Below are 17,445 nucleotides of genomic sequence, written 5' to 3'. Positions count from 1 at the left end.
TTCTGTTAATACACCTTCTGTATGTTACTGCGTTCTGTTGTGAAGGTCTGGAAACCCATCCGAGTCAATTAATACTACGGATTATAAAGCACTTATCTATCACCGACTAATAACTTTGTATAACTAATCGCTATAACAACGCCGTGTGGTCAACGTTGATTTTTTCGTACAGTATTGCTCATGACTTACCGACCGTAAAGGGGGATCAATGAGTGAAGAACACTTGCAATTTGGTACACAAGCACTACATGCGGGATATGATCGCGAATTCGTTGCACGTGCATCTAGTACTCCAATTTACCAAAGTGCCGCTTTTGATATGGTCAGTGTTGAGCGAGGAGACAGACTTTCAAGTGGCGAGGAACAGGGATTTTCATATTCTCGCGTAGCAAATCCGACTGTTGACACTTTAGAGCGCAGACTTGCTCAGCTTGAAGGTGGTATTGGCGCAGTAGCGACTGCTAGCGGTATGGCTGCTATTTCATTTGCACTGCTTGCAGCTGCGGAGGGTGGCGGTCATATTGTTTCTGCTGCTGAACTCTACGGCGCCTCGGTTGATGCTATGGAAACATTCTTCCCACAGTTCGGTATTGAAACAACGTTCGTCGATGATATCAATGATTTAGCTGCGGTTGAGCAGGCAATTCAGCCTAATACTCGTGCTATTTTTGCAGAAACTGTGGCTAATCCATCAACAGTTGTTACTGACATTGCATCCCTTGCCAAGCTCGCCCATCGACATGGTATTCCTCTAATTATTGACAATACAGTGCCGACTCCGTATTTGTGTCGCCCTATAGAACTTGGTGCCGATGTAGTTGTGCATTCTACGACAAAAGGTATTACCGGGCATGGTAATGCGCTTGGCGGTATCGTTATTGACTCTGGAAATTTTGATTGGGCAGCAGGTAAGCATCCGCAGTTTACGCAAGAAGAACTCGTAGTCAGCGATGAAGAGCATGGGGTATGGCATAGTTTTGCTTCTGCGTTTGGTAAAGAAGCGTATATTCGACGCGTGCGTATTAAGTATTTGCGTACTTTTGGCGCAGTGCCAAGTCCGTTCAATGCATATTTGCAGCTCATTGGTTTGGAAACCATAGTGCAAAGGGTACGTCAGCAGGTTCAGTCTGCCACTCGCATTGCGCAGTATTTACAGCATCATTCGCATGTGCGACAGCTTAATTATTCCGGTATCGGCACAACAGGGCAGACTGATCTTGTGCACACTATGCTTCCTAAGGGCGTCGGTCAAGTGCTCTCATTCACATTTGATGGCACTGCTGAGCAGATGAACAGATTTATTAACGCTACAACGGTGTTTAGTTATATTCCGAATATTGGTGATTCAAAATCGTTAATTGTGAACCCGGCAAAAATAACGCATCGAGAGGTTCCTCGCCGTTTGCGAGAGGTTGCAGGAGTGAGTGATAATTTGATTCGCCTTTCTATTGGGTTAGAAGATGCTGATGATTTGATTGCTGATTTAGAGCAGGCATTTGCTGTTGCTTTTGGCTAGTGCGAGTTTCGGCAAATACAAAGTGTTACAACATCACATTATTCAAATAATGAGATATAGATAACATGCTGTTGAATATGGGAAGGTGTGATGTTATGGTTTCAACCATGAGTTTTTCTATGCGATGTCTATGTATCTAGTGAGTAGCAGATAGTTGAGCGTAACGAGTTGGGTTACTGCTCAGGCTGTTTACTCGCACATCGCATAATCGAATATGTTTTGTATTTTGCTTATCGCTTTTGTAGTATGCTCGCTTATAGCGAGATTTGCATATATTAAATAACGGTTATTGGTATCTCTGTATATCTGCATGCGTGCACTGCTCTGCAAGAACTAGCAAGGTGTGGCAACGCCTACTGCAAGTGAACGAGTACCGATGAGCCGCCGAGATTGCAAACTCAGACACATATAGACAGTATCTCACTTTCGATAGAGAGCAAGCAATACGGTGCAAAAGTGATAAGCCACCCATAAACATTTCTATCAATGTCACTGTGCATGAGTGCTATAGCATCTGTTACTCACATACCCCCTAACTATAAATAAAAAGTAGTGGTTGATACATTGTTATAACTAACGGCTATAGCCAAAACCCTTGGAATAGCTTGACTTTATACGCAATATACGATTGACTACAAGTAGTGAATTCATTGCCAACTACTCGCCGCTTCTAAAGCACATTGCATGACGAAGTAGCAACCCGAAACTTCTAGTGTTAATAGCGCATCAAACCTAGAAGAGCAATCCCTACAAATACACGAACCAAATACCATACTAATGAGCAAAACTATGGCTCAACATATTTAGTACATGCAAGTGCACTAGATACTAGGTATTTGAACTAGATACTAGGTATTAGTACGTTTAAGGAGTAACCATGAGCACAACAATTGACCGTCGAGCAGCTTTCCACGCTATCGCACGCGGCGAAAAAGCAGAAGTTCCATACCTTGTAGCAGCCTGGCAGCATCTGATCGGATACGAGTATGGGGCAGAAGAATTTGCTCAAGCCTATATTAACTTTGTAAAAAAGTGGGATTGGGATTGGGTAAAAATTAACCCACGCGCCATCTACTATGCAGAAAGCTGGGGTGGCAAATACGATCCTGAAAACTATGACGGATATGTAATTCCAAAGAAACTCGTTGACGGTATCCAGCAGCCCGAAGACGTTGCAAAAATTGCCGTACTTGACCCAACTAATGCACAAGAAGCACCATATTTCGCAGAACATATTGAAGGTGCTCGCCTCATTCGCCAAGGACTACTAGATCGTGGCGTTATTCAATCCGTATTCTCTCCGCTTTCCATATTGCTACAGTTGGCTGATTTGCCGCTATATCCAGGTGACGATTACGCTACACCAACGCTAACCATTGCTGACATTATTGATAACCAGCCAGAAGTTGCTAAGCAGGCGCTACACAATATTGCGCAAACACTGGCCGCATATGTGAGTGAACTCGTGAAGCCAGAATCTGAAGGTGGCGTCGGATTAGATGGTATTTTCTATGCGGTAACCGGTACCGTAAGCGAAAACTACTTCAATCGTGAGCGTTATGAAGAGTTCTCTTTGCCATATGATCGCATTGTTATTGACGCGATTCGTGCAGCAAACCCGGACGCGGTCGTGCTAGTGCACACTTGCCGTGCAGATTCTCATCCAGAATGGTTCGCAGAGCTTGGTGCTGATATTGTGCACTGGGATCAGTATGCCGAAGGTAATCCGCACGTTGATGCAGATTTGGGTGCTGTTCCAGTAGCAGGCGCGAATTATTTAGAGTTTAATGAGAGCGGAGACCCTGAGCAAGTTGCAAAAGATTTGCAAGAAACGATTGCACTCGCAGGAGATAAGCAATTCTTATTGGCTCCGAGCTGCACTGTACCAACACCAGCAAGTGAAGCTTCATTAGCAGTATTAAGCAAGATTCGCGCGTACTGAAGTTATAAAAGTTACAAAAGTTCAATCTTGATCGCAACTTGAAAAAACATTTAGGTTGAAACTCATATTAACAAAGCCAACTAGGTATAAATGCTAGAGGAAGTGTCAAAGAGAGGTATCATGGCACACATTACGCGTTCAACACGAGCAAACAAAATACTGAAAACAGCAGCTGCAGCACTTGCATCAGCTGGCTTACTAACTTCGCTTACCGCTTGCGGTTTAGGTGGCGATTCGGCATCACAGGCACAAGGCGATACCGTAAATATTGGTGTAATCTATCCAAAAACAGGTCAGTATGCTGAATACGGGAAAATGTTCCAGCAAGGTTTTGATCTGGCAGTAGAGCAAGTCAATGCTCAAGGCGGTGTAGGCGGTAAAAAGTTGGGATTGAAGTATTTTGATACGCAATCTGATGCTAAACAAGATGCCGCTGTTGCGCCAAAAATTGCTAGCGACGGCTCAATTATTGCAGTAGTTGGAGATTATGCATCTCCTGCATCTGCAGCTGCTTCGCCAACATTCCAGCAAGCAGGATTAGTGCATTATGGTTTTAATAATTCTGCACCAACATTTACTGATACTGGCGACCATGTGTGGACGCCGCAAATTGGGCAGGATGTCTATCAGAAAGCTAATGCTGATATTGTAGCGAAAACTGCAAAGAAAATTGCTGTAGTCTATATTGAAAATGACTGGGGTAAGCAGGCTTACGAGTACTTCAAGCAAGAAGCTGAAAAGAACGGTACGCAGATTGTGTATGAGTCCTCATATTTGGCTGATTCTACTGATCTTTCTCCAATTTTGATTCCGGCACGCGATGCCAAGCCTGATGCCGTAGTTGATATTGGCTACGGTCCAGATGGTGCATTGGTACTCAATACTCTGCGTGATGATTTGGGATACCAAGGTGCCTTCTTTGGTGGGCAGGAGACTAAGGAATTCCTAGAGCTTGCTGGCAAGAATGCAGAGGGATCGATTATTACAGGTTCGTTCTCAGCTACTGGCACCAAGGACAAGAAAGCACAGGAGTTTGTCAAGGAGTTTAAGGATAAGTACGGTAATAATCCTGGAAACTTCGAAGTCACTGCGTATCAAGCCATTATTGATTTAGCGCATGCTGCTAATAAGACTGAGCCTACGCGCGAAGGTATTCAAAAAGCACTGCAAACAGCTACTGATTTCCCGCTATATCAAGGCAATGGCGGTACGTTTAAGTTCAACCAGCAAACCCGTCGAGCTGACAATATTGAGCCAATTCTGCTCATCGTTAAGAACGGTAAGTTCCAGCAGTACGAGGGCTAGCGCGGCATAGTGGTACGAAGTGGAGGGCTGTGTGGCGAGTGATTCTACTCGCCACACGGTATGCATATAGCCTGATATACGGTCTGCACGCAGTGCACCACATGGTATGCCTGTAGCACGCCTCTTGCAGGCTTGCCTACCAGCACAAGGAAGAGACTCAAAAGCTGCGGACACAGCATAAGGAAGAGATAGACATGATAGATACCCTATTTGCAGGGCTTATTCACGGTAGTGCATATGCGCTAGTCGCCGTGGGTATGTCGCTTATTTTCGGCGTAACAAATGTAGCCAACTTCGCACAAGGCTCAATAGTTGCTGCGGGCATGATGGTGGCATGGTGGCTTGGTGGTCCACTTGGTTTGCCAATTATTGTTGTGATTCCAGTTGTGGCTCTGGTGTGCGGCATCATCGGACTATTGATGAATATTGGTGTAATCGCACCACTTGAAGGTAGGAAACCAATCGCAGCGCTTTTGGCAACTATTGGTATCGGACAGATACTTGATAATGGTTTACAGTTGATTTTTGGTCCTCAAACCAGAAGTTTTCCAGAGATTTTGCCTACACATAATCTCCAAGCCTTCGGAGTGCGCTTTGGCACATCCGATATTGTTATGATTATTGTTGCTATCATCAGCATGCTGGCACTATGGGCATTCCTGAAGTTTGGTAAAGCAGGTCAAGCAATCCGCGCGACATCACAGGATCCAGATGCTGCTCGTCAGATGGGTATTCCAGTAGCATCCATTCGCACACTATCATTCGTTATTGGTGCAGTGCTTGCTGGTATTGCTGGTATTTTCGTAGGGCTTTTCAACGGCAATATCAATCCAATGAACGGCGGAACTATTGGTATGACGGCATTTGTTGCTGCGACTATCGGTGGTCTTGGGTCAATTCCGGGAGCGGTAGTCGGTGGATTGGCTCTTGGATTGGTGGAAGCCGTTGGCGTGCGCGCATTCGGTGATGGCGCCCATGACCTTATCACTTTCGGCGCGTTGATTCTTATTCTTATTTTGCGTCCACAAGGGCTTTTTGGTGGAGCACATGACGCCACGAGTGAGCCGATGACTGGCACTTTCCTGGGAGCCACACGACCAATTGAGCTACCACGATGGGCAAACTGGGTGCTTGCTGTATTGCTGCTCGCAACTCCGTTCTTCTTTAATGATTACTTGTCGGGCATTGGCATCCAAGCCACTATTTACGCTATTGCTGCGGTGGGATTGACTTTAATTTCAGGCTCTGCTGGACAAACTATTCTCGGTATGGCAGGACCACTTGCTATTGGCGCCTACGCTTCAGCACTCTTAGTCGGTACGCTGCACTGGCCGTTCCTCTTAGCGCTAGTTGCATCTGGAGTTATTGCAGCAGTTATTTCTACGGTACTTACATTCCCTGTATGGAAACTTTCTGGACACTATGTAGCAATCGCCACAATTGGTCTAGGTGCAGTTACCGTTGCAATTATTCGCCTCTGGGAGCCATTAACTAGGGGTTCTCTGGGTATTACTGGCATCAGCTACCCAAATGTGTTTGGTGCAGTATTAAATACGCAGCAGGAAATGTATTTGTTGAACGCCGTCGTACTGTTAGTGGCATTGTGGATTGTTACTCGTATCCGCAAATCACATGTAGGACACGTGTTTGAAGCAATTGGTGCTGATCAGGAAGCAGCAGAGGCATTGAGCATTCGATCCGGATCCTATAAAGCATTAGCATATGCGATTGCAGCCCTGCTAGGCGGTTTGGCTGGATCGTTAATGGCACACGAATACACGTATATTGATCCGACGATGTTCAACTCCACTATGTCCATGACGATTTTGACCATTATTGTGCTTGGCGGTATGAATGCTCCACTTGGCGCAGTAATTGGCTCCATAGTGCTTATTGGCGCGCCTGAATTGCTGCGCCCGATCTCCGATGCTCGCATTCTGATTTACGGTTTGCTCCTCGTTATTATTATTCTCTTCCGCCCACAGGGTTTGTTTGCAAAGAAGGGCTAGGGCTAGTCTTATGAGTCAAGTACAACAAGAAGCACAGTCTTCAATTTGGACCAATACTACTGAACCCATCGATCAATCAAGTTCGCAAGCATTGTTTAACCAAGAACTCGCCCCATTTGGCGGTAATATTGAAGCATATGCTAAACATCATCGCGCTAAAGTGATGGATGCTCCAGTAGTGTTGCGTGTGCGCGATCTGAAAAAGTCATTCCAAGGTCTACAAGCCGTTGGGGGAGTTTCTTTCGACCTGCATCAGGGAGAAGTAATTTCTATTATCGGGCCAAATGGTTCGGGAAAATCCACAACCATTAACTTGATTTCTGGTTTTCTGTCTCCTGACTCGGGGTTAATTGATATCAATGAACAGTCTGTTGCAGGATTAAGTGCTGCCGATGTTTCTGAACGAGGTCTTGCTCGAACCTTCCAAAATGGGCGTGTTTTTGGTGGGCTTACTGTGCGAGAAAATGTGGAATTGGGCACGCATAAACGCCTTGATGCGCAGCGACCTTTTAAGCAATTGCAACAATATCCTATTTTGCAATGGTTGCCTCTTTTGGCAGAAACTGGATTAGCGCTTATACCAGGACCTCGTGCAAAACGTGAAGCCCGCGATGCTGCTATCCGTGTTGATAGGGAAATAGATAGGTTTAAAGAGCGACTCGGTAATCGTAAAGACGATTTTACATACACACTTTCATACGCTAATCGTCGTCGCACAGAAATTGCGCGCGCTCATATTAGTGAGCCAACGCTATTACTGCTCGATGAGCCAACTGCAGGCATGAACCAGTCAGAAACTGCGGAAGTGTTGGAGCAGCTGCAATATCTCAAAGTGCAGGGGCATACCATACTGCTGGTTGAGCACAAAATGGACTTGGTTTCTGCGCTTTCAGACCGCGTGCTTGCTATGGATGGTGGCACTATTATTGCTCAAGGCACTCCTGAAGAAGTGCGTAATGCGCCGCAAGTTGTTGAAGCGTATTTAGGAAAACGCAGAGAGCTTAATAAAACGCGAGTTTCTGGGCAAAGCAATGTACTGCTGATGCAGAACGCTATTGAAGCACAATCCGCGGTGCAGGATACTCCATCGGTTGAAGTTCATGCTGCACCTGTGCTACAACCTGAACAGCCGAAGCTCAAGTCCGATGAGCAGGCAGAGCAGCATGAAACGCCACTACTAGAACTTGACACCGTTAATGTATTTTATGGGCAAGTTCATGCACTGCAAGATGTTTCTATCAGCATTCCACAGGGTGCTATTGTTTCACTGCTTGGCGGTAATGCGTCTGGTAAATCCACAACGATGAAAACTATTTTAGGATTGAATAGAGCAAAATCAGGAACAATTCGTTATCAAGGCAAAGATATTACCAGTCAATCCACGCGACATCGTGTGATTGCGGGTATTGCCGCAGTACCTGAAGCACGTAGAGTATTCCCGCTGATGAGCGTACAAGAAAATCTACTTTCTGGCGCCTATACCAGAACGGATCGTGCTGGCATCCAGGAAGATTTGGAAGCTATGTATGAGCGTTTTCCAAGGCTTAAAGAGCGTAGAAACCAGCAGGCAGGCACTATGTCAGGTGGCGAGCAGCAAATGTTAGCTTTTGCAAGAGCACTTATGAGCAGACCAAGCCTGATTTGCATGGATGAGCCTACTATGGGTCTTTCTCCACGATTAGTTGAAGAAGTCCTTGAACAGATTGCCACTCTACGTGATGATCTCGGAGTATCGGTGCTGATGGTTGAGCAGCAAGCTGAGCTGGCATTATCTATCGCTGACTATGGGTATGTACTACAAAATGGCAGTATTCGTTTGCATGGTGCAGCAAGTGACTTGCTAGAAGATGAACGTGTACGTCAAGCATATTTAGGAGGTGCAGCATGAGTGAAGTAGCACAACAACTATCACGAGTACAAACTGCCGTTGTTACCGGCGCTGGCGGAGGTATGGGATTTACGCCATCGTCAAGAGCTGACTGCTGCGTTTAACGTGTAGCAAATATATGCGTTACAGTATCTGGGCTTACTGTTTACAAAGCAGTAAGCCTTTTTTGCGGGGGGAGGGTATAGTATGTTGTTATTGGCTGTACGAATGGTAGATGCTATGCGTATGCTTTGCTAATATTTCATTTGAACATGTGGAGAGTAATGCTTTCTTGAGGAAGGGTTCATATCACAAACTTGGCTTATGCGTTCCTCCTCTTTGCACAAGTGAGATGAGCTGCGAACGATTCTCACAATCTATTGTGCACGCATAAGTCAAGATCCCGGTTGCTTATGCGCCGGGATTTTTTATTCCACACGCTTGTCCACAATATGAGATTTTACGGTAATGTTACCACGGTTGTCACAAAGGTTCAGTAGCGTAAATGCGGCTTATAAGAGCGTTTACAACGTATAAGAGCGTATATAGCGCATAAGAACGTATAAAACGATTCAAAGTATTGCTTGCAATACTATACGTGGACAAGGAGGGCATATGTCTGAACATCAAGACCACCATGCTCACACTCAAATTCAAAATCAAGAGCAGAACCAGTCACTAAGTACGCATGCCACAGATCGTGCAGATGCAGGATATGCAAAAGACTTGAAGCCTCGGCATATTCAAATGATTGCTATAGGTGGTTCTATCGGCACAGGTCTATTCCTTGGCGCTGGCGGTAGATTATCTATGGGCGGCGCAGGACTTATGGTCGCATATGCTGTATGCGGCGTATTTGCCTTCCTCATGGTTCGTGCACTTGGAGAGCTCGCCATCAGACGCCCATCATCTGGTGCGTTCGTATCGTATGCTCGCGAATTCTTGGGAGAAAAAGGCGCATATATTACAGGATGGCTCTTTTTCCTAGACTGGTCCACCACAGTTATGGCAGATATTACTGCGGTTGCTGTGTACTTCCACTATTGGAAAGCCTTTACCGTTATCCCACAATGGGTGCTGGCATTAGGCGCATTAGCTCTTGTATTTGTGCTGAATCTCATGAGCGTGAAACTCTTTGGTGAAGCAGAATTTTGGTTTGCTGCCATTAAAGTAACCACCATTATTGTGTTTATGCTCACTGCTATTTGGGCTACTCTCACTGGCGCACCTGTGGCTGATACGCATGCAGGAATTGCCAATATCACACAGCATGGTGGCTTCTTCCCAGAAGGCATCGCACCTATTTTTGCGCTCACACTAGGCGTTGTGTTTGCCTTTGGCGGCACCGAAATGGTAGGCGTAGCAGCTGGAGAAGCAAAAGAAGCAGTGCGCGTACTGCCTAAAGCAATTAATTCCATGATTATTCGTATTTTTGTGTTCTATGTAGGTTCAGTAGTGTTGATGGCGCTTGTGCTCCCATACACTGCATATAGCGCTAACGAATCTCCGTTTGTAACATTTTTTAGTGGCATTGGTGTACCTCATGCCGGTGATGTTATTCAAATTGTGGTGCTCACTGCGGCACTGTCTTCATTAAATGCCGGACTGTATGCAACAGGTCGTACTTTGCGCTCACTGGCTATTGCAGGCTCTGCTCCTAGTTTCGCTTCTCGACTGAATAAACATCATGTGCCTTATGGTGGCATTATTATTACTGCTTCTTTGGGGTTACTTGGTGTGCTTTTGAATGCAGTTTTGCCGGCGGATGCCTTTGAAATTATTATGAATCTGGCAGGTATTGGCATCGCTGGTACATGGAGTGCTATTTTAGTATCGCATTTGGCATTCCTGCGCCGTGTGAAACAAGGTAAGGATACTCGTCCAAGTTATCGCATGCCAGGCGCTCCTTATACCAATATTGCCGCGCTCGTATTCTTTGCGATTGTTGTGCTTTCTAATTTGACGAGTAGCTCTGGTCGATGGACATTAGCACTATTTGCAGTAGTAGTGTTGCTGATGGTTATTGGTTGGTTTGCTGTGCGCAAGCGAATCAATCCTACGCTGATGGACGCTATGTTAGATACGCAAGAGTAGGCGTGTTAGGAGGGCAAGTGCGTATTCATGTGGCTTATACAGGCGGCACTATTGGTATGATTCATTCGCCAGAAGGGCTGCTGCCTGGTGCCGATGTGCAAGGCTGGTTAAGTAATGTGCTTGAAGGGACGCAAATTGATCCTGAACAAGTGTCATTTACTACGTTTGACCCACTAATTGACTCATCAAATGCAACCCCTGCACACTGGCAGCTTATTATCGATGATTTGATTGCTCACTGGGAGAAGGCTGACGCATTTGTAGTGCTGCATGGCACAGATACCATGAGCTATGCGGCTTCTGCATTATCGTATGCACTCACTGGTTTTGGCAAGCCGGTTATTGTAACCGGCTCTCAGCACCCACTAGGCGTGGTGGAATCAGATGCTATTGCGAATGTAACAGGTGCACTCAATGCGGCTATTAGCGGTAAGGCTACAGGGGTTACACTGTTTTTTGGGCATCATTTGTTTGCGGGAAATCGCGTCACCAAGTTTTCTTCATGGGCTTTTGAGGGCTTTACTGCGCCGTCAACAGGTCCTCTCGCTCGCACTGGTACGCCGTGGCATTGGTACGCTTCGCCAATTCCCGCAACTGGCTGGCCTAATCCCAAACCGTATGTGCGCCAAGATATTGCCGTACTGGATTTAGTACCTGGAATTAGCGCTGAGCGACTGCGTGCCATGCTTGACCCGGCTCCAAGCGCGGTGCTTGTGCGCGCATATGGTGTGGGTAATGTTCCAGATGAAGAGCCAGGATTAGCTCGCGTGGTTATTGATTTAATCAATAATGGTACGCCGGTTATTATTTCTTCACAATGCTTGCAAGCAGAAGTAATTTTAGGCAGATATGCGGCAAGCTCGCCATTGGTAAAAGCTGGTGCTATCGGCACTGGAGATATGACGCTCGAAGCAGCGTACACGAAACTGGTATTTCTGCTCTCGCAAGGGCTACAAGGCGATGAGCTTCGTCATTGGATGGCTACGCCAATTGCGGGAGAATTAAGTTTGCATTAAGGGTATCGAATTATGTGAGATGCATTGCAGTATGCCAGAGTCGAGAGTGCAGTGATGCGCATAGTGCATAATGCATAGCGCAGTATCCGCCTTATTCCATATAATAAAGCCTCCTAGAACTTATACTCTAGGAGGCTTCACTGGATTTGGTGTTACTTAGAAATCCCAGTCGTCATCATCGGTTTCCACGGCCTTGCCCATCACATATGATGAACCAGAACCAGAGAAGAAATCATGATTTTCGTCAGCATTCGGGCTTAACGCTGCCAAAATAGCTGGATTAACATCAGTGGCTTCAGCAGGGAAGAGCGCTGGATACCCTAAATTCATCAACGCTTTGTTCGCGTTATAGCGCAAGAACTTTTCAACGTCCTCTACTAGACCAACTTCAGAATACAAGCTAGTCGTATATTCTTCCTCATTATCGTAGAGTTCGTTAAGCAGGTCGTAAGTATAATCCTGCATATCATTGCGTTCAGCTTGAGTAAGCTGCTCGATACCCTTTTGATACTTGTATCCAATATAGTAGCCGTGTACAGCTTCATCACGAATAATCAGACGAATCACATCGGCAGTATTGGTCAGCTTAGCGTGTGCTGAGAAGTACATTGGCAGATAGAATCCAGAATAGAAGAGGAAGCTTTCCAGTAATGTAGAAGCAACCTTACGCTTATAAGGATTATCACCTTCGTAATAATCAAGCACAATCTGAGCTTTCTTCTGCAAGAACTCGTTTTCCTCACTCCAAGAGAATGCTGCATCAATTTCCTTTGTGGAGCACAAGGTGGAAAAAATAGAGGAGTAGCTCTTGGCGTGCACACTTTCCATAAAAGCAATATTGGTATATACCGCTTCTTCATGAGGAGTAAGTGCGTCAGGAATAAGCGATACTGCGCCAACAGTGCCTTGAATAGTATCCAACAATGTCAAACCGGTAAACACGCGCATGGTGAGAGTATGCTCAGCCTCACTGAGGGTTTGCCAGCTAGGGATATCGTTAGAAACAGGAACCTTTTCTGGAAGCCAGAAGTTGCCAGTTAAACGATCCCATACTTCCAAATCTTTTTCATCTTCAAGACGATTCCAGTTGATGGCGCTTACCCGGTCGATAAGCTTCAATGGTTGACGTGGTACGGAAATTGGTGCCATAGCTCTCTCCTCATACTTACAGCGTGCAGCTTACGCAGCCTTGCACTTCTGTGCCTTGTAGTGCTTGTTGACGTAGACGAATATAGTATAGCGTTTTAATGCCCTTACGCCATGCGTAAATCTGTGCCTTATTCACATCACGTGTGGTAGCGGTATCAGGGAAGAATAGTGTTAAGCTCAAGCCCTGATCCACGTGTGGAGTTGCAGCAGCATAGGTATCGATAATAGCTTTCCAACCGATTTCGTATGCGTCTGCATAGTATTGCAAGTTGTCATTTGTCATATATGCAGCTGGATAGTATACGCGGCCGACTTTGCCCTCTTTACGAATCTCGATCTTAGAAACAATAGGGTGAATTGAGCTGGTCGAATGATTGATATACGAAATAGATCCGGTTGGTGGCACTGCTTGCAAATTCTGGTTATAAATACCGTCCGCAATAATGGCATCGCGAAGCTGAGCCCAATCTTGAGCAGTTGGCAAAGCAATATTGAATTTAGCAAAGAGTTCGCGCACGCGCTCGGTTTGTGGTTCAAGTGCTAGTGTGCCATCAGTGTATTTATCAAAATAATTGCCCTGACCGGCTGGTTTAGCATATGCAGAAGTAGCAAAGAGGCTGAATGCTTTGCCGCGTTCTACTGCCAAATCATGGGAAGTGCGGTATGCATGGTAGGCAACAGTCATAAAGTATAGGTTTACGAAGTCTAGTGCTTCTTCAGAACCATACATAATGCCTTCACGGGCTAAGAAACCATGCAAATTCATCTGACCTAAGCCGATGGCATGTCCTTCATCATTGGCGCGCTTAATGGATGGCACGGAATCAATGCTCGTGTGTTCTGCAACAGCAGTAAGTGCACGAATTGCCGTATTAACGGTATCTGCAAGACCTGCATCCATGGCTTTGGCAATATTAAGGGATCCCAAATTGCAAGAAATATCGCGACCAACATGGCTGTATGTTAAATCAGTATTGAAACTGCTTGGCTCCTGAACCTGCAAAATTTCAGAGCACAAATTAGACATAGCAATGCGTCCCTCAATTGGGTTCGCGCGATTTACTGTGTCCTCAAACACAATGTATGGATAGCCGGACTCGAATTGGATTTCTGCTAAGGTCATGAAAAATTCGCGAGCATCAATGTAGCTCTTACGAATACGATCATCCGCTACCATTTCACGATAGTGCTCGTTGATGGAGATATCAGCAAATGGCTTGCCATAAACGCGCTCAATGTCATATGGGCTGAACAATGCCATTTGTTCTTTGTTCTTTGCAAGCTCAAAGGTGATATCTGGAATCACGACACCCAAAGACAGTGACTTAATGCGGATCTTTTCGTCAGCATTCTCGCGTTTAGTGTCGAGGAAGCGCATAATATCAGGGTGATGTGCAGAAAGGTATACTGCGCCTGCACCCTGGCGTGCGCCAAGCTGGTTGGCGTATGAGAAGGAGTCTTCAAGTAGCTTCATAACAGGAACTACGCCGCTTGATTGATTTTCAATATGCTTAATTGGGGCGCCAAGCTCACGTAGATTGCTGAGCAATAGTGCCACACCGCCACCGCGCTTGGATAGCTGCAAACTTGCGTTAATTGCGCGTGCAATGGATTCCATATTGTCTTCGATGCGTACTAAGAAGCAGGAGACTGGCTCACCGCGTTGTGCGCGAGCAAGATTGAGGAATGTTGGTGTAGCTGGTTGGAAGCTACCGTCGATAATGGCATCAGCAATAGTTAATGCCATATGCTCATCACCGGCAGCTAATTCCAATGCCACGGCTCCGGCACGCTGAGGGAAGTCCTCTAAATAGTGCTTGCCGTCGAAGGTTTTCAGCGCATATGACGTGTAGAATTTGAATGCACCAAGGAATGTGCCAAACTCGAAATGACTGTCGGCTAAATGCTGGTAGAACGAATCGAGAAATTGTGCTGAATACTGTGCAAAAACTTCTGGCTCGTAATACTTATTGCTAATCAGGTAATCGAGGCGTTCCTTGGTGGAGGCAAATGTAATCATGCGATCGGCAATTTCGCCAGTAACATATTCGCGCTCTGCTTGCTTGTCTTTATCAAACTGGATTTGACCGTTCGCATCATAAAGATTCAGCATAGCGTTTAATGCATGATAATCGTGTGCTGGATCATATGGAGCAGGCGTAGTGCTTGCTGTTGGTGCAGACTGAGTCATGTTTCCTCCCTATGCACAGTGTTTCATTCGATATATACCGTCTGAGTTGTCTGCGCGAGTAGCATTGCTACTTGAGTTTAAACTACTTGAGTTTGCGCTATTGGCTAAGTAGTGCTTTTGATACTGGTTCTATCAGTTTTGGTGTATTTGTGAGTAATGCGTTGGTAAACTGCATGCCAGACGAGTGCAAAATCCCTAGCTAGTTAGGCTGCAACGTGAGTCTTAAGCCGCTCTTGCGTGCGCTGTTGGGCTTCTTTCATGCCTGGGACATCAACTTTTCCTGCAGCTAAATCTGCAAAAAAGGTGACTATACCATGTTGTACAGCATGCATATCTTCCTGGGTGCCCATAAGCTCAAACTTATACAAGTACGGCACATGGCATTTGGCAGAAATAAGATCTCCTGCTGCACAATAAGCTTCGCCAAAATTAGTATTGCCAGAAGCGATAACGCCTCTAATCCATACGCGGTTTGCTGGATCATTCAAAAAGCGCTTAACCTGTGGTGGAACCGCTTTTTTCATATTACCTCCGCCGTAGGTGGGCACAATAAGCACATATGGTTCACGAACAGCCAAAGGAGGCTCGTTCATACGCAATGGAATGCGATATACGTTAATTCCTTGAGCGTCGAGCTGACAACGTGCTATAAATCGAGCTGTATTTTCAGAGGCTGAAGAGAAATAGACCACGGCACCGATATGAGTGCCGTGGGCTTGAAATTCTGGGGTTGAAGATTCCACGCAAACGCCGCCTTAGCGAACGGTAGCGTACTGAGCAGCGCGAACGTCTTCATCAGTGCGTGGTACCAAAGTCTTAATCTTATCTGGGCGGTAACCGCTCCATGCGTCAACATCAGTCATCACTACTGGAGCCTGCTTAAATCCAGCATCAAGAATCTCCTGCAGTGCTCGTGCATCCTGAGTGATGTCGATCTTGCGATATGGCACACCTAAACGGTTGAGCTGGCGCTGAGTTGCGTCGCATTGCGGGCAATGTGGTTTGGCGTACACGGTAACAGTCACGTTCATCTCCTCGTTCTATTTCTAACGCTGAGAGGTAATACTAATAGAAAAATGGATTTATGCAAAACCACAATTGGTAGTGTCGTGCATTTTTTTCAATACTAGATATAGTGTTTTCTTGAAATTAAGCGTGTGTCGTGGTGTTAAAGAATTTTGATGCATTTTGACATGTGGTATGGTTCACATTTTCTATCGGCGCGTCATGGTTCATACGAGGAGAATTTCGCTTTGAGCATGGAAGCGACCATATTAAGGATTTTGACAAATGGTTACAAAGTTAAACCGTATAATTATTTGTGGCTGTATGGTGTACAACATCAGTTGCTACAGCATTACTGTATTACTGTAGGTGATTAAGCTACGGAAGCTTATGTACTTTGCAGTACAAACTATATGTATGCATATTGCTTGCATGACTAATAAGGAGTAGCAATGACAACATTACAAATGCGCCCATTTGGTCCTTGGCAATCTACAGCTGTAGGACAAGGGGAGATGCCATTAACTATTGAAGATAATTTAGGTTGGCAAACAGGTATTGAAACTATTCATGCTGCTCTTGACGCTGGCTGTCGTCAAATAGATACTGCATGGGCATATTACTGCTCAGGCGGTGAAGAACAAACTGGTGAAAAACTAGTACGCGAAGCTATGTCAACATGGAAAGGACCCAAAGAAGAGGTTATTATCGCTACCAAGGTAGGGCATAACCGTAACTTTACCGATGGCGTACCTACATGGGGTCAGGATGGCACGCCAGAAACACTGTTGCGTCATGGCAAAATGTCAGCTCAAGCACTCGGCGTAGATACTATTGATTTGCTGTATTTCCATCGCCCAGACCCAAAGGTACCATATAACGAATCTATTGAGGCGATGAAGCAGCTGCATGATGAGGGTGTCGCTCGTACTATTGGCATTTCTAATGCTTCTGTAGAGCAAATTGACATTGCACGCGAGATTTTGGGCGATAGTCTTATCGCTGTGCAAAATCAGTTCTCTCCAATCTACACATCCACCATTGATACACTGCAATACTGCGAGCAGTTAGGGCTCAACTTTGTATGCTGGAGCCCACTTGGCGGCTATCGTGCAGCATATGATGTCAGCAAGATGGATCCATTCAAGGCAGTTGCAGCTCGTCATAATGTCTCTTGGCAACAAGTCGTGCTGGCCTGGGAACTTAGCTTGGGTAAGAAGGTTATTGTTATTCCAGGAGCTCATCGTCCACAGACTATTCTCGATTCACTGCAGGCTGGTGAATTGGAGCTTACTGAGCAGGATTTGCAGGATTTACCTCAGTTCTAGTGTCTGTAGATGTGCACTTATAG

The 17,445-nt window shown here is 45.6% G+C and carries 12 protein-coding genes; 8 read left to right on the top strand and 4 right to left on the bottom strand.

Annotation, left to right across the window (positions count from 1 at the left end; genetic code table 11):
- The first annotated feature begins 208 nt into the window (after positions 1 to 208).
- The 7 genes from IEU85_RS04420 to IEU85_RS04390 all read left to right on the top strand — a co-directional run bounded on the left by IEU85_RS04420 (position 209) and on the right by IEU85_RS04390 (position 11,749).
- Positions 209 to 1,516: an O-acetylhomoserine aminocarboxypropyltransferase/cysteine synthase family protein gene (locus IEU85_RS04420; protein WP_188355053.1), complete on the top strand. Its 1,308-nt coding sequence runs from the start codon at positions 209 to 211 to the stop codon at positions 1,514 to 1,516.
- Between the two features lie 877 nt (positions 1,517 to 2,393).
- Positions 2,394 to 3,458: a uroporphyrinogen decarboxylase family protein gene (locus IEU85_RS04415; RefSeq protein WP_188355052.1), complete on the top strand. Its 1,065-nt coding sequence runs from the start codon at positions 2,394 to 2,396 to the stop codon at positions 3,456 to 3,458.
- Positions 3,459 to 3,578: 120 nt separating this feature from the next.
- A complete protein-coding gene (locus IEU85_RS04410; RefSeq protein ID WP_188355051.1) occupies positions 3,579 to 4,763 on the top strand; it encodes an ABC transporter substrate-binding protein in 1,185 nt (394 codons plus the stop codon).
- 194 nt (positions 4,764 to 4,957) lie between these two features.
- Entirely contained in the window at positions 4,958 to 6,772 is a 1,815-nt protein-coding gene (locus tag IEU85_RS04405; protein ID WP_188355050.1) for an ABC transporter permease, read from the top strand.
- Between the two features lie 163 nt (positions 6,773 to 6,935).
- Positions 6,936 to 8,660: an ATP-binding cassette domain-containing protein gene (locus IEU85_RS04400; RefSeq protein WP_371866645.1), complete on the top strand. Its 1,725-nt coding sequence runs from the start codon at positions 6,936 to 6,938 to the stop codon at positions 8,658 to 8,660.
- Positions 8,661 to 9,254: 594 nt separating this feature from the next.
- Positions 9,255 to 10,733: an amino acid permease gene (locus tag IEU85_RS04395; protein ID WP_188355048.1), complete on the top strand. Its 1,479-nt coding sequence runs from the start codon at positions 9,255 to 9,257 to the stop codon at positions 10,731 to 10,733.
- Positions 10,734 to 10,750: 17 nt separating this feature from the next.
- Entirely contained in the window at positions 10,751 to 11,749 is a 999-nt protein-coding gene (locus IEU85_RS04390) for an asparaginase (protein WP_188355327.1), read from the top strand.
- A 156-nt stretch (positions 11,750 to 11,905) separates the two neighbouring features.
- On the opposite strand, the gene nrdF is transcribed toward IEU85_RS04390, so the two are convergent.
- The 4 genes from nrdF to IEU85_RS04370 all read right to left on the bottom strand — a co-directional run bounded on the left by nrdF (position 11,906) and on the right by IEU85_RS04370 (position 16,114).
- Complete coding sequence (gene nrdF / locus IEU85_RS04385) at positions 11,906 to 12,898, bottom strand: class 1b ribonucleoside-diphosphate reductase subunit beta (protein ID WP_188355047.1); 993 nt, start codon at positions 12,896 to 12,898, stop codon at positions 11,906 to 11,908.
- 16 nt (positions 12,899 to 12,914) lie between these two features.
- Positions 12,915 to 15,089 (bottom strand): class 1b ribonucleoside-diphosphate reductase subunit alpha, encoded by a 2,175-nt coding sequence (gene nrdE / locus IEU85_RS04380; protein ID WP_188355046.1) that lies wholly within the window; start codon positions 15,087 to 15,089, stop codon positions 12,915 to 12,917.
- Between the two features lie 203 nt (positions 15,090 to 15,292).
- Positions 15,293 to 15,832 carry a class Ib ribonucleoside-diphosphate reductase assembly flavoprotein NrdI gene (gene nrdI / locus IEU85_RS04375; protein ID WP_188355045.1) on the bottom strand — a complete coding sequence of 180 codons (540 nt, stop codon included), beginning with the start codon at positions 15,830 to 15,832 and terminating at the stop codon, positions 15,293 to 15,295.
- 12 nt (positions 15,833 to 15,844) lie between these two features.
- Positions 15,845 to 16,114 carry a glutaredoxin family protein gene (locus IEU85_RS04370; protein WP_188355044.1) on the bottom strand — a complete coding sequence of 90 codons (270 nt, stop codon included), beginning with the start codon at positions 16,112 to 16,114 and terminating at the stop codon, positions 15,845 to 15,847.
- Positions 16,115 to 16,546: 432 nt separating this feature from the next.
- Between IEU85_RS04370 and IEU85_RS04365 the strand changes: the two genes are divergently transcribed.
- Positions 16,547 to 17,422 carry an aldo/keto reductase gene (locus IEU85_RS04365; RefSeq protein WP_229714753.1) on the top strand — a complete coding sequence of 292 codons (876 nt, stop codon included), beginning with the start codon at positions 16,547 to 16,549 and terminating at the stop codon, positions 17,420 to 17,422.
- Positions 17,423 to 17,445 lie beyond the last annotated feature (23 nt).

This window comes from Galliscardovia ingluviei (genome assembly GCF_014635685.1).
Classification (GTDB): Bacteria; Actinomycetota; Actinomycetes; order Actinomycetales; family Bifidobacteriaceae; genus Galliscardovia; species Galliscardovia ingluviei.
Note: the sequence above shows the minus strand (reverse complement) of the source record. Positions and strands in the feature narration are given on the sequence as shown.